At 43.6% G+C, this 22,964-nt stretch carries 21 protein-coding genes; 18 read left to right on the top strand and 3 right to left on the bottom strand.

Features of this window, described 5'->3' with window-relative positions:
• Positions 1-180 precede the first annotated feature (180 nt).
• The 9 genes from RWS24_RS01415 (at position 181) to RWS24_RS01375 (ending at position 9,222) form a co-directional block, all read left to right on the top strand.
• Complete coding sequence (locus RWS24_RS01415; protein ID WP_048771598.1) at positions 181-969, top strand: YhfC family glutamic-type intramembrane protease; 789 nt, start codon at positions 181-183, stop codon at positions 967-969.
• The gene (locus RWS24_RS01410; protein WP_002896078.1) at positions 947-1,228 is read left to right on the top strand and encodes an autorepressor SdpR family transcription factor; all 282 of its coding nucleotides are present in this window, start codon (positions 947-949) and stop codon (positions 1,226-1,228) included. The genes RWS24_RS01415 and RWS24_RS01410 overlap by 23 nt, the downstream gene beginning before the upstream one ends.
• The gene (locus RWS24_RS01405; RefSeq protein ID WP_004187746.1) at positions 1,215-1,712 is read left to right on the top strand and encodes a DUF1648 domain-containing protein; all 498 of its coding nucleotides are present in this window, start codon (positions 1,215-1,217) and stop codon (positions 1,710-1,712) included. Before RWS24_RS01410 ends, RWS24_RS01405 begins: the two co-directional genes overlap by 14 nt.
• 47 nt (positions 1,713-1,759) lie before the next feature.
• Positions 1,760-2,446: a Crp/Fnr family transcriptional regulator gene (locus RWS24_RS01400; protein ID WP_002912020.1), complete on the top strand. Its 687-nt coding sequence runs from the start codon at positions 1,760-1,762 to the stop codon at positions 2,444-2,446.
• A 289-nt stretch (positions 2,447-2,735) separates the two neighbouring features.
• Complete coding sequence (gene arcA, locus RWS24_RS01395) at positions 2,736-3,965, top strand: arginine deiminase (protein WP_314364775.1); 1,230 nt, start codon at positions 2,736-2,738, stop codon at positions 3,963-3,965.
• 50 nt (positions 3,966-4,015) lie between these two features.
• Complete coding sequence (argF, locus tag RWS24_RS01390) at positions 4,016-5,032, top strand: ornithine carbamoyltransferase (protein WP_002900826.1); 1,017 nt, start codon at positions 4,016-4,018, stop codon at positions 5,030-5,032.
• Between the two features lie 166 nt (positions 5,033-5,198).
• Positions 5,199-6,146, top strand: a complete 948-nt coding sequence (gene arcC / locus RWS24_RS01385; RefSeq protein WP_049553457.1) for a carbamate kinase — start codon at positions 5,199-5,201, stop codon at positions 6,144-6,146.
• 205 nt (positions 6,147-6,351) lie between these two features.
• Positions 6,352-7,863: a YfcC family protein gene (locus RWS24_RS01380; RefSeq protein ID WP_002925462.1), complete on the top strand. Its 1,512-nt coding sequence runs from the start codon at positions 6,352-6,354 to the stop codon at positions 7,861-7,863.
• A gap of 21 nt (positions 7,864-7,884) precedes the next feature.
• Positions 7,885-9,222 (top strand): dipeptidase, encoded by a 1,338-nt coding sequence (locus tag RWS24_RS01375; protein ID WP_002925460.1) that lies wholly within the window; start codon positions 7,885-7,887, stop codon positions 9,220-9,222.
• Positions 9,223-9,351: 129 nt separating this feature from the next.
• Here RWS24_RS01375 and RWS24_RS01370 read toward each other — a convergent pair whose 3' ends face one another.
• The 3 genes from RWS24_RS01370 to RWS24_RS01360 are packed head-to-tail and all read right to left on the bottom strand — an operon-like array spanning position 9,352 to position 11,056.
• Positions 9,352-9,822: an arginine repressor gene (locus RWS24_RS01370; RefSeq protein ID WP_002896068.1), complete on the bottom strand. Its 471-nt coding sequence runs from the start codon at positions 9,820-9,822 to the stop codon at positions 9,352-9,354.
• Between the two features lie 16 nt (positions 9,823-9,838).
• Positions 9,839-10,867 carry a tRNA preQ1(34) S-adenosylmethionine ribosyltransferase-isomerase QueA gene (gene queA / locus RWS24_RS01365; protein ID WP_314364771.1) on the bottom strand — a complete coding sequence of 343 codons (1,029 nt, stop codon included), beginning with the start codon at positions 10,865-10,867 and terminating at the stop codon, positions 9,839-9,841.
• Between the two features lie 9 nt (positions 10,868-10,876).
• Entirely contained in the window at positions 10,877-11,056 is a 180-nt protein-coding gene (locus RWS24_RS01360; protein ID WP_314364868.1) for a hypothetical protein, read from the bottom strand.
• A 135-nt stretch (positions 11,057-11,191) separates the two neighbouring features.
• Between RWS24_RS01360 and RWS24_RS01355 the strand changes: the two genes are divergently transcribed.
• The 9 genes from RWS24_RS01355 to alaS all read left to right on the top strand — a co-directional run bounded on the left by RWS24_RS01355 (position 11,192) and on the right by alaS (position 22,751).
• Complete coding sequence (locus RWS24_RS01355; protein WP_314364770.1) at positions 11,192-11,899, top strand: glucosamine-6-phosphate deaminase; 708 nt, start codon at positions 11,192-11,194, stop codon at positions 11,897-11,899.
• A gap of 150 nt (positions 11,900-12,049) precedes the next feature.
• On the top strand, positions 12,050-13,405 hold the full coding sequence (locus RWS24_RS01350; protein ID WP_314364769.1) for a DUF1958 domain-containing protein: 1,356 nt from the start codon (positions 12,050-12,052) through the stop codon (positions 13,403-13,405).
• A gap of 193 nt (positions 13,406-13,598) precedes the next feature.
• A complete protein-coding gene (locus RWS24_RS01345) occupies positions 13,599-14,669 on the top strand; it encodes an MFS transporter (RefSeq protein WP_314364767.1) in 1,071 nt (356 codons plus the stop codon).
• Between the two features lie 115 nt (positions 14,670-14,784).
• On the top strand, positions 14,785-15,729 hold the full coding sequence (locus tag RWS24_RS01340; protein WP_314364766.1) for a competence protein CoiA family protein: 945 nt from the start codon (positions 14,785-14,787) through the stop codon (positions 15,727-15,729).
• Positions 15,730-15,764: 35 nt separating this feature from the next.
• Positions 15,765-17,567 carry an oligoendopeptidase F gene (gene pepF / locus RWS24_RS01335; protein ID WP_314364765.1) on the top strand — a complete coding sequence of 601 codons (1,803 nt, stop codon included), beginning with the start codon at positions 15,765-15,767 and terminating at the stop codon, positions 17,565-17,567.
• Position 17,568: 1 nt separating this feature from the next.
• Positions 17,569-18,252 (top strand): O-methyltransferase, encoded by a 684-nt coding sequence (locus RWS24_RS01330; protein WP_314364763.1) that lies wholly within the window; start codon positions 17,569-17,571, stop codon positions 18,250-18,252.
• Between the two features lie 113 nt (positions 18,253-18,365).
• Positions 18,366-19,373, top strand: coding sequence for a peptidylprolyl isomerase PrsA (prsA, locus tag RWS24_RS01325; protein WP_314364761.1), 1,008 nt, complete (start codon positions 18,366-18,368; stop codon positions 19,371-19,373).
• A gap of 140 nt (positions 19,374-19,513) precedes the next feature.
• The gene (locus RWS24_RS01320; protein ID WP_314364759.1) at positions 19,514-20,095 is read left to right on the top strand and encodes an LURP-one-related family protein; all 582 of its coding nucleotides are present in this window, start codon (positions 19,514-19,516) and stop codon (positions 20,093-20,095) included.
• A 37-nt stretch (positions 20,096-20,132) separates the two neighbouring features.
• Entirely contained in the window at positions 20,133-22,751 is a 2,619-nt protein-coding gene (gene alaS, locus RWS24_RS01315) for an alanine--tRNA ligase (RefSeq protein WP_314364757.1), read from the top strand.
• Positions 22,752-22,964: the final 213 nt, after the last annotated feature.

The raw sequence follows: 22,964 nt of genomic DNA, 5'->3' as shown, positions 1-22,964 counted from the left end.
ATCAGAAAAAATACGCTTTAGATGAAAATCTGGGCGTATTTTTTGTTTTAAAATGCAGTAAAGCTTGATGACTTTTAGATTGAAATCTATTTAGAAAAAAATCAAAATAGATTTGACAGAAAGAAAGGAAAGATGTATAATCTATTTAGAAAAAAATCTAAACAGTTCAGGAGAAAAACGATGATTTCCATTCATATCTTGATTGCCATGCTGCTGATTTTAGGGTCAGTCCTTGTTCCTTTGGTTTATTTTAAAAAGACCAAGCACATTTCTCTGCTAGTTTTCCTTTTAGGGGGAGTTGGCTTTTATCTGTCTAGTCAAGTTCTGGAAAATATTTTGCATCGTATCGTTTTACAGCCTCAGGCTGATGGAACTATCGCTTTGCAGACGGAAAATCCTTGGCTATACGTTCTTTATGCTATTGCTGCGGCAGCTATTTTTGAAGAAACAGCCCGCTGGGTCATCTTTTACTGGCTGCAGAAGAAGCGTCCACTGACCTTTAGGGATGGTGTGGCCTATGGCTTGGGGCATGGTGGTATTGAGGCTTTGTTTGTTGGTATTGTCAGTCTCTTAAACTTTTGGGTTATAGCTCAGGTAGTGACTCAGGGGAATGCTCAGACGCTGGCTCAAATTCCTCAAGCAGTTATTGACAATGTCCGTTCCATGAACGCTGGCAGCATCTATCTTTTGGCTTTTGAACGGATCTTGGCTATTCTCATTCAAATCCTTCTGACCTTCTGGGTTTGGAAAGCGGTCAAGGAGAAGGCTCCAGTGTATTTTTTAGCCGCTCTGGGACTTCACGCCCTGATTGACTTAGCGCCTGCTCTGGCTCAGGTAGGCGTTCTTCCGCCACTGGCTGTTGAGGCTCTGCTCTTAGTAGAAGTAGTGGCACTAGTCTTTCTGACCAAGAAAATTTTGAAAGTTTACCTGAAGGAAAGGTTCAATCATGGGCATCAGTCAAACGCTTAAAGCCCTAGCTGACCCAGTTCGAAGGGGGATTCTGGAAATGCTCAAGCATGGTCCGAAGTCAGCAGGGGAAATTGCTCAAGCTTTTGAGCTGACCCCTGCGACAGTATCCTACCACCTCTCTCAGCTAAAGAAAGCCGGTCTGCTCATAGAAGAAAAGCAGAAGAACTTTATATATTACAGCTTAGATGTCACTGTTTTTGAAGAAATTCTTGTCTGGTTTCAATCTCTTGGAGGAGGAAACGAAAATGAAAAAAAATAGTTTACAAGAATTAGGCTGGGCGCTTGGACTCATGCTCCTGCCAGTTTTATATGCCATCTGGGTCTATCAAACATTACCAGAAAACTTGGCTATTCACTTTGACTTATCTGGAAAAGGAAATGCTTTTTTACCTAAGTTTTTAGTAGTTTCGGCTTTTCCAATTGTCATGATGCTACTAGAAGTTATGATTTACTGGATAACCATTGCCAAAGATATCTTAAATAGAACCTTTAAGCACCTTATTCGCTGGATATTTCCTTTTACCTTTGTTTCGCTGTATCTAGCTACCATTTATCGGGGCTTAAATGAGAGTTTTGATGTGCGTAAAATTGTAACTATGCTAGTTGCTTTGGTTTTCATAATTGTAGGCAATTACTTGCCCAAAAAAGTACAAGCTGACAGAAATTCCATGAATAGAAAATGGGCACACCTCTTTGTTTTGTTAGGATTTCTTACTTTTATAGTCAGCATTTTCTATTTGTAAGCGGATTTATGCTATAATGGTATCAAGTATCAAATAAAAGGGTTATCATGATTACCAAGGAGCATTATCAATTTATCCGGCAGCACCCTGCCTTTGTCAATCTGCCAGTGGAGCTTTTCGATAAATTAGCAGTGGAGATTCAGTATCGCAAGATTCCTAAAGGGCAGATTATCTTTTTTGCGGGGGATCGACGTGAGCGACTTTTTCTCTTGTCTCAAGGCTATGTTCGGATTGAGCAGTATGATTCGACAGACACATTTTCATATATGGATTATGTCAAGAAAAACAGTGTTTTCCCCTATGGAGGTATGTTTTTTGATGAGTGCTACCATTATACAGCCAGCGCTGTCACCAATGTCGAATATTTCTCCATTCCTATTGATTTATTTGAAGAATATTCTAAGAAGAGTGTGGATCAGCTTTTGTTTATTACCAAGCGGCTGTCGCAAATTCTGGAATTTCAGGAACTTCGTTTGCGCAATGTTGTAGCAGCCAGTGCCAGCGAGCGTGTGGTTCAGTCCTTGTCTCTGCTCTGCATGGATTTGTGCAAGGTAGGAGATAGCCTGCCCTTTCCTATCAGTATGAAAGAGTTGGCAAAACTAGGAGCCACGACTCGGGAAACGGTCAATCAAGTTCTGAAAAAGCTCTTAGATGAAGGTCGGATTGAATACCAACATAAAAAATTAACTTTTAAAGAGAAAGAGTATTTCATGAAATACCTTGCTGGAAGCTAATCGGTTCTGATTGGCTTCTTTTTTGCTTAATATATTCAAAATATTCTAATATTAACCGTGTATTGATTTTATTTTAAAAAATAAATATTCACAAAAATAATATAATGCATAAAATATTCAAAGAAAACGCTTTAAAGAAGAATATTATAAAAATAAAAATAGAAAAAAGCAAAGGATTTGGCATTTGCAATGTAGACTTTTTCTTGAAAGCGGTAGCATTAAATGCTAGAATAGTACATGTAAACGGGATTAGAAAAACCTAAACCGCAAAGAAAAAGGAGGATAGTAGATGTCTACACATCCAATTCGTGTTTTCTCAGAAATTGGAAAACTGAAAAAAGTTATGTTGCACCGTCCTGGCAAGGAGTTGGAAAACTTGCAGCCGGACTACTTAGAACGTCTTCTTTTTGATGATATTCCTTTCTTGGAAGATGCACAAAAAGAACATGATAACTTTGCTCAAGCGCTTCGTAATGAAGGAGTTGAGGTGCTCTATCTTGAGCAGCTAGCTGCTGAGTCACTGACTTCTCCAGAAATCCGTGAGCAATTCATCGAAGAATATCTGGAAGAAGCCAATATTCGCGGCCGTGAAACCAAGAAAGCTATTCGCGAACTGCTTCGTGGTATCAAAGATAACCGAGAGTTGGTTGAAAAAACGATGGCAGGGGTTCAAAAAGTTGAATTGCCAGAAATTCCTGAAGAAGCAAAAGGCTTGACGGACTTGGTGGAATCTGATTATCCATTCGCTATTGATCCAATGCCAAACCTCTACTTCACACGTGACCCATTTGCTACAATTGGTAATGCTGTATCGCTCAACCACATGTATGCATATACTCGTAATCGTGAAACTCTCTACGGTAAATACATCTTCAAATATCACCCAGTATACGGTGGAAATGTTGAACTTGTATATAACCGTGAAGAAGATACACGTATCGAAGGTGGGGATGAACTGGTTCTTTCAAAAGATGTGCTGGCGGTTGGTATTTCACAACGTACAGACGCAGCTTCTATCGAAAAACTCTTGGTCAATATCTTCAAGAAAAATGTTGGCTTCAAGAAAGTTTTGGCTTTTGAATTTGCGAACAACCGTAAGTTCATGCACTTGGACACTGTCTTCACTATGGTTGACTATGACAAATTCACGATTCACCCAGAAATCGAAGGCGATCTTCGCGTTTACTCAGTAACTTATGTTGATGACAAACTTAAGATTGTTGAAGAAAAAGGTGATTTGGCAGAAATCTTGGCAGAAAACCTTGGTGTGGAAAAAGTTCACCTGATTCGCTGTGGCGGTGGCAATATTGTAGCTGCTGCGCGTGAGCAGTGGAATGACGGTTCTAACACCTTGACCATCGCACCTGGTGTGGTAGTGGTGTATGACCGCAACACCGTTACTAACAAGATTTTGGAAGAATACGGCTTGCGTTTGATTAAGATCCGCGGAAGTGAATTGGTTCGCGGTCGTGGTGGACCACGCTGTATGTCTATGCCGTTTGAACGTGAAGAAATTTAAGCATACAAGTGCTAACAAATACATAAAGAAAAGAAAGAGGAAATAATAGAATGACACATTCAGTATTCCAAGGACGTAGCTTCTTAGCAGAAAAAGACTTTAGCCGTGCTGAGTTAGAATACCTTATCGGTCTTTCAGCTCACTTGAAAGATTTGAAAAAACGCAATATTCAACACCATTATCTTGCTGGTAAGAATATCGCTCTCTTGTTTGAAAAAACATCTACTCGTACTCGGGCAGCTTTTACAACAGCAGCCATTGACCTGGGAGCACATCCAGAATACCTTGGTGCAAATGATATCCAGCTTGGTAAGAAAGAATCTACAGAAGACACTGCTAAAGTATTGGGCCGTATGTTTGATGGGATTGAATTCCGCGGCTTCAGCCAACGCATGGTAGAAGAATTGGCAGAATTCTCAGGTGTTCCAGTATGGAATGGCCTGACTGACGAATGGCACCCAACTCAAATGTTGGCTGACTACTTGACTGTTCAAGAAAACTTTGGCCGTCTGGAAGGCTTGACATTGGTATACTGTGGTGATGGACGTAACAACGTTGCCAACAGCTTGCTGGTAACAGGAGCTATCCTTGGTGTCAACGTTCACATCTTCTCACCAAAAGAACTCTTCCCAGAAAAAGAAATCGTTGAATTGGCAGAAGGCTTTGCGAAAGAAAGCGGCGCACGTATCCTCATCACTGAAGATGCTGACGAAGCGGTTAAAGGTGCTGATGTTCTTTACACAGACGTTTGGGTATCTATGGGTGAAGAAGACAAGTTTGCAGAACGCGTTGCCCTCCTTAAACCTTACCAAGTAAACATGGATTTGGTGAAGAAAGCTGATAACGAAAACTTGATTTTCTTGCACTGCTTACCAGCATTCCACGATACAAATACTGTTTACGGTAAAGATGTCGCTGAAAAATTCGGCGTAGAGGAAATGGAAGTAACAGACGAAGTCTTCCGCAGCAAATATGCTCGTCATTTCGACCAAGCAGAAAACCGTATGCACACAATTAAAGCGGTTATGGCTGCAACTCTTGGAAACCTCTACATTCCAAAAGTATAATCTTACCTAAGAAACCGTCTACCAACAGCTATGAGGGCTGCGACTAATAGCTTTAGTCCGGCCCTCTTTTATATGATAAGAAATGCTCATTTTCTTATTGAAAATTAAATAATCTACTAAAATAAATTGGAAGCGCATTCATTGAAGCGCATTTAAGGAGAATTTAATGGCAAATCGTAAAATCGTTGTAGCCTTGGGAGGAAATGCCATCCTTTCATCTGACCCATCAGCGAAAGCACAGCAGGAAGCCTTGGCGGAAACTGCTAAACACTTGGTGAAATTGATTAAAAACGGGGATGATCTTATCATTACCCATGGAAATGGTCCGCAAGTAGGGAACTTGCTGCTGCAACAGTTGGCAGCAGACTCTGAAAAGAATCCTGCTTTCCCACTAGACTCTCTTGTGGCTATGACAGAGGGCAGTATTGGCTTCTGGCTGCAGAATGCTTTGCAAAATGCTCTCTTGGATGAAGGTATCGAAAAGAATGTTGCTTCTGTTGTGACGCAAGTAGTAGTTGATAAGAACGATTCAGCCTTTGTCAACCTCAGCAAGCCAATCGGTCCTTTCTACTCAGAGGAAGAAGCAAAAGCGGAAGCTGAAAAGAGCGGAGCGACTTTCAAAGAGGATGCTGGCCGCGGTTGGCGCAAGGTCGTTGCTTCACCAAAACCAGTGGACATCAAGGAAATTGAAACGATTCGTACGCTTTTGAATCAAGGTCAAGTAGTGGTAGCTGCTGGCGGTGGTGGAATTCCTGTCGTCAAAGAAGACAATGGCCATCTTACTGGTGTTGAAGCTGTTATTGACAAGGACTTTGCTTCTCAGCGCTTAGCGGAGTTGGTTGATGCAGACCTCTTCATCGTCTTGACTGGTGTGGACTATGTCTTTGTTAACTACAACAAACCAGACCAAGCAAAATTGGAGCATGTGAATGTTGCTCAATTGGAAGAATACATCAAGCAAGAACAATTTGCACCAGGCAGCATGCTTCCAAAAGTAGAAGCAGCTATTGCCTTTGTCAATGGCCGTCCAGAAGGCAAAGCAGTTATCACATCTCTGGAAAATCTGGGCGCTCTGATTGAGTCTGAGAGCGGTACGATTATTGAAAAAGGCTAGGCATAGAACTGATTGAAAGTCGATAGCAGCTGAACTCTGTCGCTGCTGCAAGTCTTTTCCTGAAAATCTTTGATTATTTTCAAAAATACTGGCTTTTTCAATGTTAATATGGTAAAATAAAAACAAAGTAAGCGTTTTCTTGTTTACTCATACAGGGAAATGTAGGTTCGTAACCTCGTTAAAAAATTTTTAGGAGGGAATACAAATGAGTGAAAAAACAAAAAAAGGGTTTAAGATGCCTTCATCTTACACCGTATTGTTGATAATCATTGCCATTATGGCAGTGCTGACTTGGATTATCCCAGCAGGAGCTTTTATAGATGGCGTGTATCAAAAACAAGCGCAAAATCCGCAAGGGATTTGGGATGTCCTGATGGCACCGATTCGTGCTATGCTGGGTACGCATCCAGAAGAAGGATCCTTAATCAAGGAAACTACTGCTGCGATAGATGTTGCCTTCTTCATCCTCATGGTTGGTGGTTTCCTTGGTGTTGTCAATGAAACTGGCGCTTTGGATGTGGGAATTGCCTCTATCGTTAAGAAGTACAAGGGTCGCGAAAAGATGCTGATTGTCGTCTTGATGCCTCTCTTTGCCCTCGGTGGTACTACCTATGGTATGGGTGAGGAAACCATGGCCTTCTATCCGCTTTTGGTGCCGGTGATGATGGCGGTTGGTTTTGACAGTCTGACTGGGGTGGCTATTATCCTGCTTGGTTCGCAAATTGGATGTTTGGCTTCTACGCTAAATCCATTTGCAACTGGTATCGCTTCAGCAACAGCTGGTGTTAGTACCGGTGAAGGAATTGCTCTCCGTCTCATCTTCTTGTTTGTCATGACAGCTCTCAGTACTTGGTTTGTTTATCGCTATGCAGATAAAATTCAAAAGGATCCGACCAAGTCACTGGTTTACAGCACTCGCGAAGAAGATTTGAAACACTTCAACGTTGAAACTTCTTCATCTGTTGAGTCAACACTGAGCAAAAAGCAAAGAATTGTCTTAGTATTGTTCATTTTGACATTTGTCCTTATGGTATTAAGTTTCATTCCTTGGACAGGTCTCGGTATTACTATCTTTAAGGACATCAATGCCTGGCTGACTGGTCTTCCAGTTGTTGGTAAGATTGTTGGTTCATCTACTTCCGCACTGGGTACTTGGTACTTCCCAGAAGGAGCTATGCTCTTTGCTTTCATGGGAATCTTGATTGGTGCTGTTTACGGTCTCAAGGAAGATAAGATTATCTCAGCCTTTATGAACGGTGCAGCTGACCTGCTTAGCGTAGCCCTAATCGTAGCAATTGCCCGTGGTATCCAAGTTATCATGAATGACGGTATGATTACAGACACTATCCTCAACTGGGGCAAACAAGGACTCAGCGGTCTGTCATCACAAGTATTTATCGTCTTGACCTACATTTTCTACCTGCCAATGTCCTTCCTTATCCCATCATCATCTGGTCTGGCCAGTGCAACTATGGGAATCATGGCTCCTTTGGGAGAATTTGTCAATGTCAAGGCAAGCTTGATCATCACAGCTTACCAGTCTGCTTCAGGTGTGCTGAACCTGGTTGCTCCAACTTCTGGTATTGTTATGGGGGCTTTGGCACTTGGACGTATCAATATTGGTACTTGGTGGAAATTTATCGGTAAGCTGATTGTAGCTATCATTGCGATCAGTATTGGTCTCTTACTCCTAGGAACTTTCTTACCGTTCCTATAAGCTAGAAGCTGAGGTGATTCCATGAAAAATTTTATAACGGAAGAAGTTAAAGAAGATTTTCTTGAATCTTTGAAAACAATCGTTTCCTATCCTTCAGTACTGAAGGAAGGTCAAAATGGAACACCTTTTGGACAAGCTATCCAAGATGTCCTAGAAAAAACTTTGGAAATCTGTCGGGGGCTAGGTTTTACAACCTACCTCGACCCTAAAGGTTATTACGGATATGCAGAAATCGGTCATGGAGCCCAGCTCCTGGCCGTTCTCTGTCATTTGGATGTTGTTCCATCAGGTGATGAGTCGGACTGGCAGACGCCGCCTTTTGAAGCCACTGTCAAAGATGGCTGGATTTTTGGTCGTGGGGTGCAGGACGACAAGGGACCTTCCATGGCCGCTCTTTATGCTGTAAAAGCATTGCTGGACAGTGGAGTGGAATTTAAAAAGCGGGTTCGCTTTATCTTTGGTACAGATGAGGAGACACTTTGGCGTTGTATGGGTAGATACAACCAGCTAGAAGAGCAGGCTACACTTGGCTTTGCACCAGACTCTTCCTTCCCTTTGACCTATGCTGAGAAGGGGCTTCTGCAGCTTAAGCTAGAAGGACCTGGCTCTGATACTTTAGAGCTCGAAGCTGGTCAAGCTTTTAATGTTGTTCCTGCCAAGGCTTCCTATTCAGGTGACTTACTGGAGTCAGTCGTTGCTGGCTTGGAAGGTTTAGGCTATGAATATGAGCGAACGGCAGAAGAAGTAACGGTTATCGGCTTGCCCAAGCACGCTAAGGATGCCGCTCAAGGAGTCAATGCTATTATTCGCCTAGCCAAGGTCTTGCAGTCCCTGGATTCGCATCCGGCTCTTGCCTTTCTTGATCAGGCGGTTGGTGAAGATGCGACAGGCAGCCATCTCTTTGGTCCTGTGTCTGATGAACCGACGGGCTTTCTTTCCTTTAATGTTGCTGGTCTGACTTTAAGCTCTGACCGCTCTGAGATTCGGATTGACATGCGGATTCCGGTCTTGGCAGACAAGGATAAGTTGGTTGAAAAGCTGGCAGAAATAGCCAGTCAATACGGGCTGACCTATCAGGAGTTTGATTACTTGGCTCCGCTATACATACCTTTGGACAGCGAGTTGGTCAGCACTCTGATGGCAATTTATCAGGAGAAAACAGGAGACAACAGTCCAGCTATGTCTTCTGGCGGAGCGACCTTTGCTCGTACGATGCCTAACTGTGTTGCCTTCGGCGCTCTCTTTCCGGGAGCTGATCAGACAGAGCATCAGGTCAATGAACGATTGCTCTTAGCTGATCTATATCGGGCAATGGATATTTACGCAGGGGCTATTTATCGTTTGGCTACGACACCTTAAATGCTGACTTTTTGAAACTATCTTCGGTAATGCATTGCTCTAGTCAAATATGGCTTGCTGATTCACTAATGGGTTTCATTGAGGCAAAAATCGTAAATAGAAAAAGCTGAGGCAATGTTGTCTCAGCTTTTATTTACTAAAGAAGAATGGTGGGGTGAATTCTTTGAGCTTCTCAAAGCAGTCAAGGGCCCCTTGATCATCCTCGCAGATAATCAGACAGACGTCATCACCACAGACAGTAGCAACAATCTGAGGCAGTTCTAGAGCATCTAAGATTGCACCGAAAGATTGAGCCAACCCAGGCAGAGTTTTCATAACGACTTGATTTTGAACTGGCCGCAGCATGACCAAAGCATCCTCCATGTAGAAGCGGAGGCGTTTTTCCCAACGGGATGGCGCGATGCTATTGATGATATAGTAGGAAGTATCGTTCTCACTGACCTTGACCAGATTGAGTGCTTTCATATCTCGTGAAAGAGTGGACTGGGTTACAATGACGCCGTTTGCTTCCAAATGCTCCTGAAGTTCTTGCTGGGTATGGATTTTCTTTTCCATGATTAAGGAGCGGATGAGACGGTGTCTGCTTTCAATTTTATTCATAAATTTTCACCTATAGTTATTTGATAAACATGGCATCACCAAAGCTGAAGAAGCGATAGCGCTCAGCAATAGCATGCTCATAAGCTTCAAGTGTTAAGGAACGTCCGGCAAAGGCAGAGACTAACATAACCAGAGTTGACTTGGGCAGGTGGAAGTTGGTTGAAAAAGCATCAACGATCTTCCAATCGTATCCCGGCTTGATAAAAATATTGGTCCAGCCAGAGTCAGCCTCAATCTGACCCTGAAATTTACTACCAATTGTCTCCAAGGTGCGGATAGATGTTGTTCCGACTGCAATGACATGTCCGCCATTTGCCTTGACCTGACGGAGTGTCTGGGCAGCTTCCTCGGACAGACTGTAAAATTCGGAGTGCATCTCGTGATCATCTAAGCTGTCTACAGAAACCGGTCGGAAAGTTCCCAGTCCGACATGAAGGGTGAGATAGACCAGCTTGACTCCCTTGGCAGCAATCTGCTCCAATAGCTCTTCTGTGAAATGAAGTCCAGCAGTTGGCGCAGCGGCAGAGCCGTTTTCCTTGGCATAGACAGTCTGGTAGCGTTCGCGGTCTGACAGTTTTTCGTGGATATAAGGCGGAAGCGGCATTTCTCCCAAACTTTCCAGGACTTCTAGGAAAATCCCTTCGTAGCCAAAGCGCACGATTCGGCCGCCATGCTCAAGCTCATCTACCACAGTAGCAGTTAAGCGGCCATCGCCAAAGGAAATCTGAGCACCTACTCTGAGACGCTTGGCTGGCTTGGCTAGAACTTCCCAGTCATCATCCTGGATATTTTTCAGCAACAGCAGCTCGACATGGCCTCCTGTCTCAGGCTTGATACCATAAAGGCGGGCAGGCAAAACACGCGTATTATTCATAACTAGGGCATCGCCAGGCTGGAGTTGATCAATAATCTGGTCAAAGTGCTGGTCGGAGAAGGCTCCCGTTTCTTTATCAACCACTAGCAAGCGGGAAGCATCCCTTTTCTCTAAAGGCGTCTGAGCAATCAGCTCTTCGGGCAAGTCAAAATCAAAATCAGCGGTATTCATGGTATCTCCTTATATTGTTTTCATCAGCCAGAGTAGGTAGGCTGCCAGTAGGAAGGGACTGGCTGTGAGCAAGCTGCCCAAAATCAAGCTTAGCATCTGCCAGCCTCGCTGTTTTTTCAAGAGGAAACTCAAGCTGCAGAGCAAGACTCCGACTAAAAATAAAATCAATAAAACACTCAGTAAAAACATGGTTCTATTATAACACGATTTGTAGCAAAAGGAAGCGAGCATGACTTAAAAATCTCTTCATTTTACCGACTTTTTCTTGACAAAAATTGGTCTATACCATATAATAGAATTAAGAAAAGATGTGGAGGTAGAAAAATGAAAATTATTCAAGTGGAAAACCAAGTAGAGGGCGGCAAGGCAGCTCTTGAATTGCTCAGAGAAAAACTAGCTCAGGGGGCAAAAACTTTGGGCCTTGCTACAGGCAGCAGTCCAGAAGGTTTTTACAAGCAGGTAGTTGAGAGTGACCTTGACTTGTCGGATTTGGTCAGTGTCAATCTGGATGAGTACGTTGGTTTGCAGGGAGACGATCCACAGTCTTATCGTTATTTCATGAACCAGCACCTCTTTAATCAAAAGCCATTTAAAGAAAACTTCCTGCCCAATGGAGCGGCAAAGGATCTGGAAGCGGAAGTAGAGCGTTACAATCAGCTCCTTAAAGAGCATCCTGTTGATTTGCAGATTTTGGGGATTGGTACGAATGGTCATATCGGCTTTAATGAGCCGGGAACCAGTTTCGACAGTCAGACTCATTTAGTAGATCTGACACCGTCCACCATTCAGTCCAATGCTCGATTCTTCGACAAGATGGAAGATGTTCCGACTCAGGCTATTTCCATGGGGATTGGCAATATCCTTGATGCCAAGTCCATCATCCTCTTTGCTTACGGTTCAGCTAAGGCCAAGGCTATAGCAGGGACTGTTGAGGGTGAAGTGACAGAGGAGCTGCCAGGCAGTGCTCTCCAGAAGCATCCGGATGTTGTAATTATCGCTGATAAGGAAGCTCTTAGCTTGTTAAATCACTAAGATTTTGATGTTGTTGCTATAAAACTAGCTTTGCCAGATAAAAGTCTCTTAATTTCCTATCTATTTTTTAGGTAGGATTTTTAGATTTATGGTTGACTTTGCGTAAAATATGATATACTAGATAGGTATAATTGTTCTTTGGAGGATCCTGTGAAGAAAAAGCTTTTGTTATTGGGAATTGCGTTCCTGACCTCGTTAGCGCCACTAGCTGCTAGGGCTGATGAATTGGTGGATATGGCAAAAAAGATGTATCCGCATGATAATGTTCAGGCGATTAATCGTCCCAAGTCTTCTCTTGTTATTGACGGCAGTACAGGTGATGTTGTCTGGGAGGATAATGTCGACGAGGTGCGTGACCCAGCCAGTATGAGCAAGCTCATGACGCTTTACTTGGTCTTTGAAGCGATTAAGGAAGGAAAAATCAGCGAAAAGACAGTCATTACAGCTACACCTCAGGATCAGGCCATCGCTAATATTTATGAAATTTCAAATAATAAGATTGTCGCGGGTGTAGACTATACCGTATCTGAGCTCATTACTATGACAATCGTGCCTTCATCCAATGCGACAACCGTCATGCTGGCCAATTATCTATCGGATAATGATCCAGATGCTTTCTTGGATCGGATGAACGCCAAGGCTCAAGAGCTGGGCATGACCAATACCAAGTGGTTCAATGCCAGCGGTGCAGCAGCGGTTTCTTTCAAGGGCTATTATAATCCTCAGAATTATGATAATACTCTCAGCAATCAGACAACAGCCCGTGATTTGGCGATTCTGGCTTACAATTTTGTCAATCACCATCCTGAGATTCTAAACTATACTAATAAAGCCAAGGTTACGGTTAAAGCTGGAACTCCTTACGAGGAGACCTTTGAAACCTATAATTACTCCCTGCCGGGTGCTAAATACGCTCTCAAAGGTGTAGATGGTATGAAGACGGGCTCTAGTCCTAACGGTGCTTTCAACTATATCGCGACCATTAAGCGTGGAGATCAGCGCATGATTGCCGTGATTATGGGAGTCGGTGACTGGTCTGACCAAGACGGTGAGTATTACCGCCATCCTTTTGGTAATGCTTTGATCGAGAAGGCTTATGCGGATTATGAATACAAAAAACTCTTATCCAAGGGTGAGCAGGAGATTGATGGACAGAAGTATAAGCTGCCTGAGGATTTCTACGCTACTGTTAAAAAGGGAACCGAGCCTAAGGTCAAGGTAGAAAACAATGTTCTCAAGGCTGAAAATGGCTTGAAGACCTTGTCTAGCAAGATCTCTGATGAAATGAAAGTCGAGAAAGTTGAGAATCCAGTTGCTCAGGCTATTGAAAATGTGACTGGCAGCAAGTCGGAAAGTAAGCCTTGGTATGGTGTGTTCTTCAGCGATAAGATGTTGATTCTGCTGCCTGTTGGCATCCTGTTAATCATTCTGTACTTTGAATACCGCAGTCGTCAAAAGCGCAAGGCTGCAAAGCAGGAACGTCGTAGAAATACAGATGTTGAATAAAGGGAATGTCCTCTGTCACAGACGAACGGAATGACTTTCCAAGCTAAAACTCAGTTCTTTCGCTGAGTTTTCTTTCTGTCTTAAGGAGATTTCGATGCAAAAAAAGTTTCACAACAGCTATCTAGCTCATTTTTTACTCTTTAATTTTTTCTTTCTAGCCTATTCTCTTTTTTAGACTCTGATATCAGTCTATATGCAGGACTTAGGCTATTCTAATGCCCAAGTATCGATGGTAGTGTCAGCTTCCTTCTTTGCTTCCATGTTGGCTCAGCCGATTTTTGGAGTTCTCAGCGATGCTTTGGGGATTAAAAAGATCTTCCTTTTTAGCTTTCTAGCCATGATGGTCGGGGCCGTATTTTTCATGAAAGCGACTCAGCTTTGGCAGCTCTTGGTCTGGTATAGTCTAGTGCTCATGTTAATCAACGGGGTCAATCCAGTCATGGATGTTCTGGCGGCTCAAAGTCCTTATACTTATGGTAAGATTCGGATTTGGGGAACCATTGGCTATGCCTTAGGATCTCAGCTAGCAGGACTAATCTATCAAAGAGTCGCACCGCAGGCTATTTTCCCAGTTTTTATTGGAATGATGCTTATCAGCAGCATAGGACTTTTGGGAATCCAGCCCAAGCACGATCGAGCAGCCCTAGAAAGCAAGAATACCCGCAAGCAGACAGGTCTGGGGAAGCTCTTGACCAACAAAACCTATCTCTTTTACCTGCTTTTGGTCGCCCTCTACTCAGGGGTGGGGAATACTGGTCATACCTATATCCCTGCCATGCTACAGCATAGTGGCTTAGAGGTAGATATGGCTTCGACTGTCGTTGCCTTATCAGTTCTGGTTGAAGCGCCTTTTATCTTTTATTCCTATCTCTTTATGGACAAGCTTTCGATGAAAAAGCTTCTTTATATCTGTCTGGGAATCATCTTTCTCCAGTACAGTGTTTATGCCTTGGATCTAGGTTTGATTTCGAAAATCGGAATGACTCTCTTTTCCAAGCACGTGACTGGCATGGTTTTGATTATGGTGACTCTGAAAATCGTAGCCAGCTTGGTCGATGAAAAATATCTGGTAACAGCCATTGCTCTGGTTCAGACAGCCCGCAGTCTAGGAACCATTCTCATTCAAAATCTGGCCGGCCATTTTCTGGACAGTTGGGGTTACGAAGGAATGAACTTCTTTCTAGCAGCAGTCATCTGTCTAGTCTGTCTGCTGGCCCTCTTTCTGAAATTGCCAGAACGAAAAGGAAATCAATTATTTGGATAATGAAAAACGAGTCGGAGAGATGTTCTCTCGACTCGTTTTTTGATGGTGTAGATAGTTTCTCTTTTCTTTTGCGAATATTCTAGTAAATGAGAGAAATTTTAGAGGGGGCTAGGATATGTTTGTGGCGCGAAATCATAAGGGGCTTTTGTGTAATGCTCTGGAGGAGAAGATTGAGAAGGGAGCTGATTTCGTCTGCCCCGCTTGTTCAGGGGCAGTCCGTTTTAAAAAAGGTAAAGTTATGCAGCCGCATTTTGCGCATGTTTCGCTAGAAGAGTGTCGTTTTTATAGGGAAAATGAGAGCGCTGAGCACCTCAATCTTAAGGCGGAGCTTTTTCGCTGGGCTGTCCAAACAGAAGAAGTTGAGGTGGAGGCTTTTTTGCCTGCTCTGCAGCAGATTGCTGATTTGCTGGTTAATGAAAAACTGGCGCTTGAAGTCCAGTGCAGTCCTCTAAGTAAAGAACGACTGCAGGAACGGACGCTTTCTTACCGCCAGCATGGCTATCAGGTCCTCTGGCTCTTGGGGCGAAAACTTTGGCTCAAGGATTCCCTAACCCGTCTGCAGAAGGATTTTCTCTATTTTAGTAAAAATATGGGCTTTCATCTTTGGGAGCTGGATCAAGAAAAGCAAGTTTTGCGTCTCAAATACCTGATTCACGAAGATCTGCATGGAAAGGTCCAGCACAAGACCAAGAACTTTCCCTTTGGTCACGGCCGGCTTTTGGATATTTTGCGTTTGCCCTTTCAAAAGCAGGAGATGAACAGCTTTCTGGCCCAGCAAGATCCGCAGATCTGCAATTATATCCGCCGTCAGCTTTATTACCAGCAGCCTAGATGGATGAGGCTGCAGGCCCAGCTCTACCAGAATGGCGATAATCTCTTGACTAAGACTGCAGAGGATTTCTATCCACAGGTTCGCCCAATACAAGCTGCCTCCTTCTGTCAGATAACTACTGATTTGACTGGCTATTACCAGCAGTTTAAGAACTATTACGCCAATCTCCAGCAAAAAAATCTGCAAATTGTTTATTCACCGGCTTTTTATACAAGGATTTTGCGTTGATTTGTGATAAAATAGGGGAGTCGGAGGATTTTTTTATGGCAAAACAAAGAAATGAAATTGAAGAAAAATATACTTGGGATTTGAGTACCATTTTCCTAACAGATGAAGCCTTTGAAGCGGAGTTGGCGCAGGTTTCAGAAGAAGTGAAGAAAGCAGCTATTCTGGCTGGGCATTTGCTGGATTCAGCGGACAGTCTCTTAACAACGACTGAAATCCAGTTGGACTTGATGCGTCGTATTGAAAAGCTTTATTCTTATGCTCATATGAAGAATGACCAGGATACACGTGTGGCTAAGTACCAAGAGTATCAGGCTAAAGGCATGACTCTTTACAGCGATTTTGGTCAAAGCTTTGCCTTCTACGAGCCCGAATTTATGTCGATTACAGAAGAACAGTACCAAGCTTTCCTGGCTGAGCAGCCAGGTTTACAGCTGTATCAGCATTATTTTGACAAGCTTTTGAAAAAGAAGGCTCACATCCTGACACAGCGTGAAGAGGAGCTACTGGCTGGTGCTGGTGAAATTTTTGGTGCAGCGGGCGAAACCTTTGCTATCTTGGATAATGCAGACATCGTCTTTCCGATGGTGCATGACGAAGATGGAAATGAAGTTCAGCTCAGCCACGGTAACTATATCACCCTGGTCGAGTCTAAGAACCGAGAAGTCCGTAAGGAAGCTTACGAGGCTCTCTACAGCGTATACGAGCAGTATCAGCATACCTATGCTAAGACTTTGCAGACCAATGTCAAGGTTCACAACTATAATGCGAAAGTCCGCAAGTTTTCATCTGCCCGCGAAGCGGCCTTGTCAGCGGACTTTATTCCAGAAAGCGTCTATGACAGCCTAGTTTCAGCTGTCAATAAGCATTTGCCTCTCTTGCAGCGTTATATCGCTTTGCGAGCGAAGATTTTAGGCATTTCTGATTTGAAGATGTATGATATGTACACTCCTTTGTCAGAGACAGACTACAAATTCACTTATGAGGAAGCCCTGGCTAAGTCTGAGGAAGTCCTGGCTATTTTGGGTGAGGATTACTTGAGCCGAGTCAAGACAGCTTTTTCAGAGCGCTGGATTGATGTTCATGAAAATCAAGGCAAGCGCTCAGGAGCATACTCAGGCGGGTCTTATGATACCAATGCCTTTATGTTGCTCAACTGGCAGGACACGCTGGATAATCTCTTTACCTTGGTGCACGAGACAGGCCACAGTATGCACTCCAGTTATACTCGTGAGACCCAGCCTTATGTCTATGGAGACTATTCTATCTTCCTAGCTGAGATTGCTTCAACGACTAATGAAAATATCCTGACAGAGAAGCTCTTGGAAGAAGTAGAGGACGATGCTACTCGCTTTGCTATCCTCAATCACTTCTTGGATGGCTTCCGGGGCACAGTCTTCCGTCAAACCCAGTTTGCGGAGTTTGAGCATGCTATCCACAAGGCTGACCAAGAAGGTCAAGTTTTGACCAGCGAGTTTCTCAATGAGCTCTACGCTGATTTGAACGAGAAATACTATGGTTTGAATAAAGAAGACAATCCGCAGATTCAGTACGAATGGGCACGGATTCCGCATTTCTACTATGACTACTATGTTTTTCAATATTCGACAGGATTTTCAGCGGCTTCTGCCCTGGCTGAAAAGATTGTCCATGGCAGTCAGGAAGATAAGGACAAGTATTTGGACTATCTGAAAGCCGGGAACTCTGACTATCCACTCAATGTCATCAAAAAAGCAGGTGTGGATATGGAAAAAGAAGACTACCTAAATGCTGCTTTTGCTGTCTTTGAACGTCGTCTGGATGAATTTGAAGCCTTGGTAGAAAAGTTGGGACTGGCATAAGATGGTCGAGACTTATAATCAAAACTCTAATCCCAATATGCGTCGGCCAGTGGTCAAAGAAGAAATTGTAGACTTTATGAGACAGCGTCTCCAGCCAGTTACTGGTGGACTCAAGGAGCTGGAGGATTTTGCCAGAGCTGAAAATGTGCCCGTGATTCCTCATGAGACAGTAGCCTACTTCCGCCTGCTAGTCGAAAGTCTCCAGCCAAAGAAGATTTTAGAAATCGGTACGGCTATTGGCTTTTCTGCCCTTTTGATGGCGGAACATGCGCCTCAGGCTCAGATTACGACTATTGACCGCAATCCAGAGATGATTGAGCTTGCTAAGGCTAATTTTGCTAAGTATGACAGCCGTCAGCAGGTCACCCTGCTGGAAGGTGACGCAATGGATCTGCTTGAGACACTAGAGGATTCTTACGACCTTGTCTTTATGGACTCTGCCAAATCCAAGTATGTGGTCTTTCTGCCTCAGGTCCTCAAGCGCCTCAATTCTGGTGGCCTGGTTCTCATTGATGATGTCTTTCAAGGTGGCGATATTGCCAAGCCTTTTGAGGATATTAAGCGTGGTCAACGGGCCATTTACCGAGGACTGCACAGTCTTTTTGACGCAACTTTGGACAGTCCAGATTTAACTGCGAGTCTGCTTCCCTTGGGAGATGGGCTGCTTATGATTAGAAAAAAATGACATCTCTGATTTTTTCCTAATTTCCAAAAATTTTTAGTAAAATTTAAGATATCAATTCAAATTTGTGCTACAATAGAAAACATGAACTTTTAAGAATAAGGAGTCAATATAAAATGAAGAAAAAAATATTTGCAGGAGCTGTGACACTCTTGTCAGTCGCTGTATTAGCAGCATGTTCTAACTCAGAAGGCAAGGATATCGTGACCATGAAAGGAAACACGATTACTGTCAATGAATTTTACGATCAAGTGAAAAATAATGGTGCAGCTCAGCAGGTCCTGCTGCAGATGGCTATCAAAGACATCTTTGAAGAAAAATACGGCAAAGATGTTAAAGACAAAGACGTTAAAGATGCCTTTGAAAAATCGAAAACTGCATACGGAACAGCGTTTGCTCAAGTCCTGGCTCAAAACGGATTGACTGAAGATGCCTACAAGGAGCAAATCCGCACCAATATGCTGGTAGAGTATGCCGTTAAGAAGGCTGCTGAAAAAGAGCTGACTGACGAAAACTACAAGGCTGCCTTTGAAAACTACACGCCAGAAGTAACAGCTCAAATCATCAAGGTTGCCAGCGAAGACAAAGGTAAGGAAGTTCTTGAAAAAGCTAAAGCAGAAGGAGCAGACTTCAGTCAAATCGCTAAGGAAAACTCTACCGATGCTGCCACTAAGGAAAAAGGCGGAGAAATCAAGTTTGACTCTGGCTCTACTGATGTTCCAGATGCTGTCAAAAAAGCTGCCTTTGCTTTGGAAGAAAATGGCGTTTCAGACCTTGTGACTGTGCCAGATTCACAGTACTCAGCAAGCTACTATATTGTTAAGCTGGTCAAGAAGTCAGAGAAATCTTCTAACTGGAAAGACTACAAAGATAAGCTGAAAAAGATTATCATTGCGCAAAAAGAAAAAGATACTAGCTTTATCCAAAGCGTTGTCGCTAAAGAGCTGAAAGATGCCAACATCAAGGTTAAGGACGGTGCTTTCCAATCTGTCTTTGCTCAGTATATCGAAACGACAGGTTCTTCAACTTCTTCATCAAGTGCTGCCAGCAGCTCAAAGACTTCTGAGTCCAGCTCAGCAGCCGAAAGCAGTTCGGCAGAAGCTTCATCATCAGCCGCAGAATAAGGTTGACGAAAAGACAATAAGCAAGTATAATAAGACTGGTGAGAATTGATTTTTCAAGTTCTTAGTTCAGAGAATTGGCGGTGCTGCGAGCCATCTGAGACGGAGAATCATGCTACTCATCTTGAAAAATAGAATACGAAATGAGAATGACAAGTTCATTGAATGAAGGTGGTACCGCGGTTTTTCGCCCTTCGGACAAGGAACTTGTCTTTTATGTTGACTGTGGAGGTAACATAATGAAAACCTATCTTGTCAAACAGAAATTTCGCTTAGGCGGCGAACGCTTTGATATCAAGGACGATCGAGGAAATGTGGATTACCAAGTGGAAGGCTCTTTCTTCCAGATTCCTAAGAGTTTTACTATCTATGATAGTCAGGGTCAAATCGTCAGTCAGATTACCAAGACCTTTCTAACCTTCCTGCCCCAGTTTGAAATCAAACTCAGCAGCGGGCATAGCTTTTATATCCGTCAGAAATTCACTATTTTGCGTGATAAGTATAAATTTGATAATTTGGGTCTTCGGGTTGAAGGGAATATCTGGGATTTAAACTTTCGTCTGTTGGATGACAGCAATCAAGTCGTTGCAGAGATTACCAAAGAGCTCTTTCATCTGACCTCTACTTATCAGGTTCATATCTATGAGGAGACTTATTCAGATTTGGTGATTTCCCTCTGTGTCGCTATTGATTATGTCGAAATGCTGGAAAGTTCGTCATCATAATGCAATTTTTTAGAAAAAATTTAAGGAGAAAAAACAAATGAAACAAATGTCAAGTGCTCAGGTTCGTCAAATGTGGCTGGATTTTTGGGCAACTAAAGGTCATGCAGTAGAACCATCTGTCAGCTTGGTGCCGGTCAACGATCCAACCTTGCTCTGGATTAACTCTGGTGTAGCAACCCTCAAGAAATACTTTGATGGGACCATCATTCCAGAAAATCCTCGGATTACAAATGCTCAAAAGGCCATTCGAACCAACGATATTGAAAATGTTGGAAAGACTGCCCGCCACCATACCATGTTTGAAATGCTGGGCAACTTCTCTATCGGCGATTATTTCCGTGATGAAGCGATTGAGTGGGCTTATGAGCTTTTGACTAGCCCTGAGTGGTTTGATTTTCCCAAAGACAAGCTCTACATGACCTACTACCCAGACGACAAGGACTCTTACAACCGCTGGATTGCTATGGGCGTTGAGCCTAGTCATTTGATTCCGATTGAGGACAACTTCTGGGAAATCGGTGCGGGACCTTCTGGGCCGGATACAGAGATTTTCTTTGATCGGGGTGAGGCTTTCGATCCAGAAAATATTGGGGTCCGTCTCTTAGAAGAAGATATTGAAAATGACCGTTATATCGAAATCTGGAATATTGTCTTGTCACAATTCAACGCTGACCCTGCTGTACCGCGTAGCGAGTACAAGGAATTGCCACATAAGAACATTGATACGGGCGCAGGTTTGGAGCGTTTGGTCGCTGTTATCCAAGGGGCTAAGACTAACTTCGAGACCGACCTCTTTATGCCAATCATTCGTGAAGTAGAGAAACTGTCCGGCAAGGTCTATGACCAAGATGGCGACAATATGAGTTTCAAGGTTATCGCAGACCATATCCGCTCGCTCTCCTTTGCCATTGGTGATGGCGCTCTTCCTGGAAATGAAGGTCGCGGCTATGTCCTTCGTCGTCTGCTTCGTCGTGCTTCAATGCATGGCCAAAAGCTGGGTATCAATGAGCCTTTCCTTTACAAGCTTGTACCAACTGTGGGCAAGATTATGGAAAGCTACTATCCAGAAGTCCTTGAAAAGAAAGGCTTTATCGAAAAGATTATCAAGAGTGAGGAAGAATCTTTTGCTCGTACTCTGCACTCTGGTCAGCATTTTGCCCAAGGCATCGTAGCAGATCTGAAAGAAAAAGGTCAAACAATCATCTCTGGTCAAGATGCTTTCAAACTCTACGATACTTATGGCTTCCCACTGGAGTTGACTGAGGAAATCGCTGAAGAAGCAGGCATGACTGTGGACCGTGCTGGCTTTGAAGCAGCTATGAAAGAGCAGCAGAATCGGGCGCGTGCGTCTGTCGTCAAGGGCGGCTCAATGGGCATGCAAAATGAAACCCTGCAGGCCATTACCGTAGAAAGTGCCTTTAACTACGAAAAAGAAGAGCTGACAGCTGAACTTCTTGCTATTGTAGCAGATGATGCAGCAGTGGAGTCTGTTGAGACAGGCACGGCTGCCCTCATCTTTGCAGAAACGCCATTCTACGCTGAAATGGGTGGTCAGGTGGCCGACCACGGTCAAATCTTTGATGCGGCTGGTAATCTGGTAGCGCAAGTGACAGATGTGCAAAAGGCTCCTAATGGTCAGCCTCTGCATACTGTGGAAGTCTTAGCTCCTCTGACTTTGGGTCAAAGCTATAAACTGGAAATTGACTACAGCCGCCGCCACCGTGTGATGAAAAACCACACGGCAACTCACCTCCTGCATGCAGCCCTGCATAATGTTCTTGGTAACCATGCGACGCAGGCTGGATCTCTGAACGAAGTAGAATTCCTGCGCTTCGACTTTACGCATTTCCAAGCGGTGACAGCAGAAGAGCTGCGCGCTATTGAGCAAGAAGTCAATGAGAAAATCTGGGAAGCTCTTGCCATTGAGACAGTAGAGACAGATATTGACACGGCTAAGGAAATGGGTGCCATGGCGCTCTTTGGTGAAAAATATGGTAAAGAAGTTCGTGTCGTAACCATCGGCGACTACTCTGTCGAGCTTTGCGGAGGAACTCACGTAGGCAACACTTCTGAAATCGGTATTTTCAAGATTGTCAAAGAAGAGGGTATCGGATCTGGAACTCGCCGTATCTTGGCAGTCACCAGCAAGGAAGCTTTTGAAGCCTACCGTGAGGAAGAAGAGGCGCTTAAGGCTATTGCAGCGACCCTCAAGGCACCACAAATCAAAGAGGTGCCTCACAAGGTTGAAGCACTGCAGGAGCAGCTTCGTCAACTCCAAAAAGAAAATGCGGAACTCAAGGAAAAGGCAGCAGCAGCGGCCTCTGGTGAAGTCTTCAAGAATGTTCAAGAAGCAAATGGCCACAGCTTCATTGCTAGTCAGGTCTCTGTTTCTGATGCAGGTGCTTTGCGTACCTTTGCGGACACTTGGAAGCAGAAGGACTATTCAGATGTTCTTGTATTGGTCGCAGCAATTGGTGATAAGGTCAATGTTCTTGCAGCCAGCAAAACCAAGGACATCCATGCTGGTAATCTGATTAAGGAATTGGCGCCGATTGTAGATGGTCGAGGCGGCGGTAAGCCAGACATGGCTATGGCCGGCGGCAGTAAGCAATCCGCTATTCCAGCCCTGCTAGCAGCGGTTGCTGAGAAGTTGTAATATTAGATAACAGATAGATGAAAAGGTCTGCTCTTTGGGCAGATCTTTTTCTGTGCTCTTAGCTCGCTTACTTATCTGTATGAGAAGCAAATAAGCCGCTTTAAGGCAAGAAATCATGAATGTTCTTTCAAATAATTAATGATATTTCCAAAAATATTGCATAAAAATACAGAAAATACTTGACAAAGGGAAAATATGCGAGTAAAATAAAAC

The sequence above is a fragment of the uncultured Streptococcus sp. genome (assembly GCF_963528215.1).
Taxonomy (GTDB): Bacteria; Bacillota; Bacilli; order Lactobacillales; family Streptococcaceae; genus Streptococcus.
The sequence above is the reverse complement of the archived record's forward strand: the minus strand, read 5'-3'. Positions and strand labels throughout refer to the sequence as shown.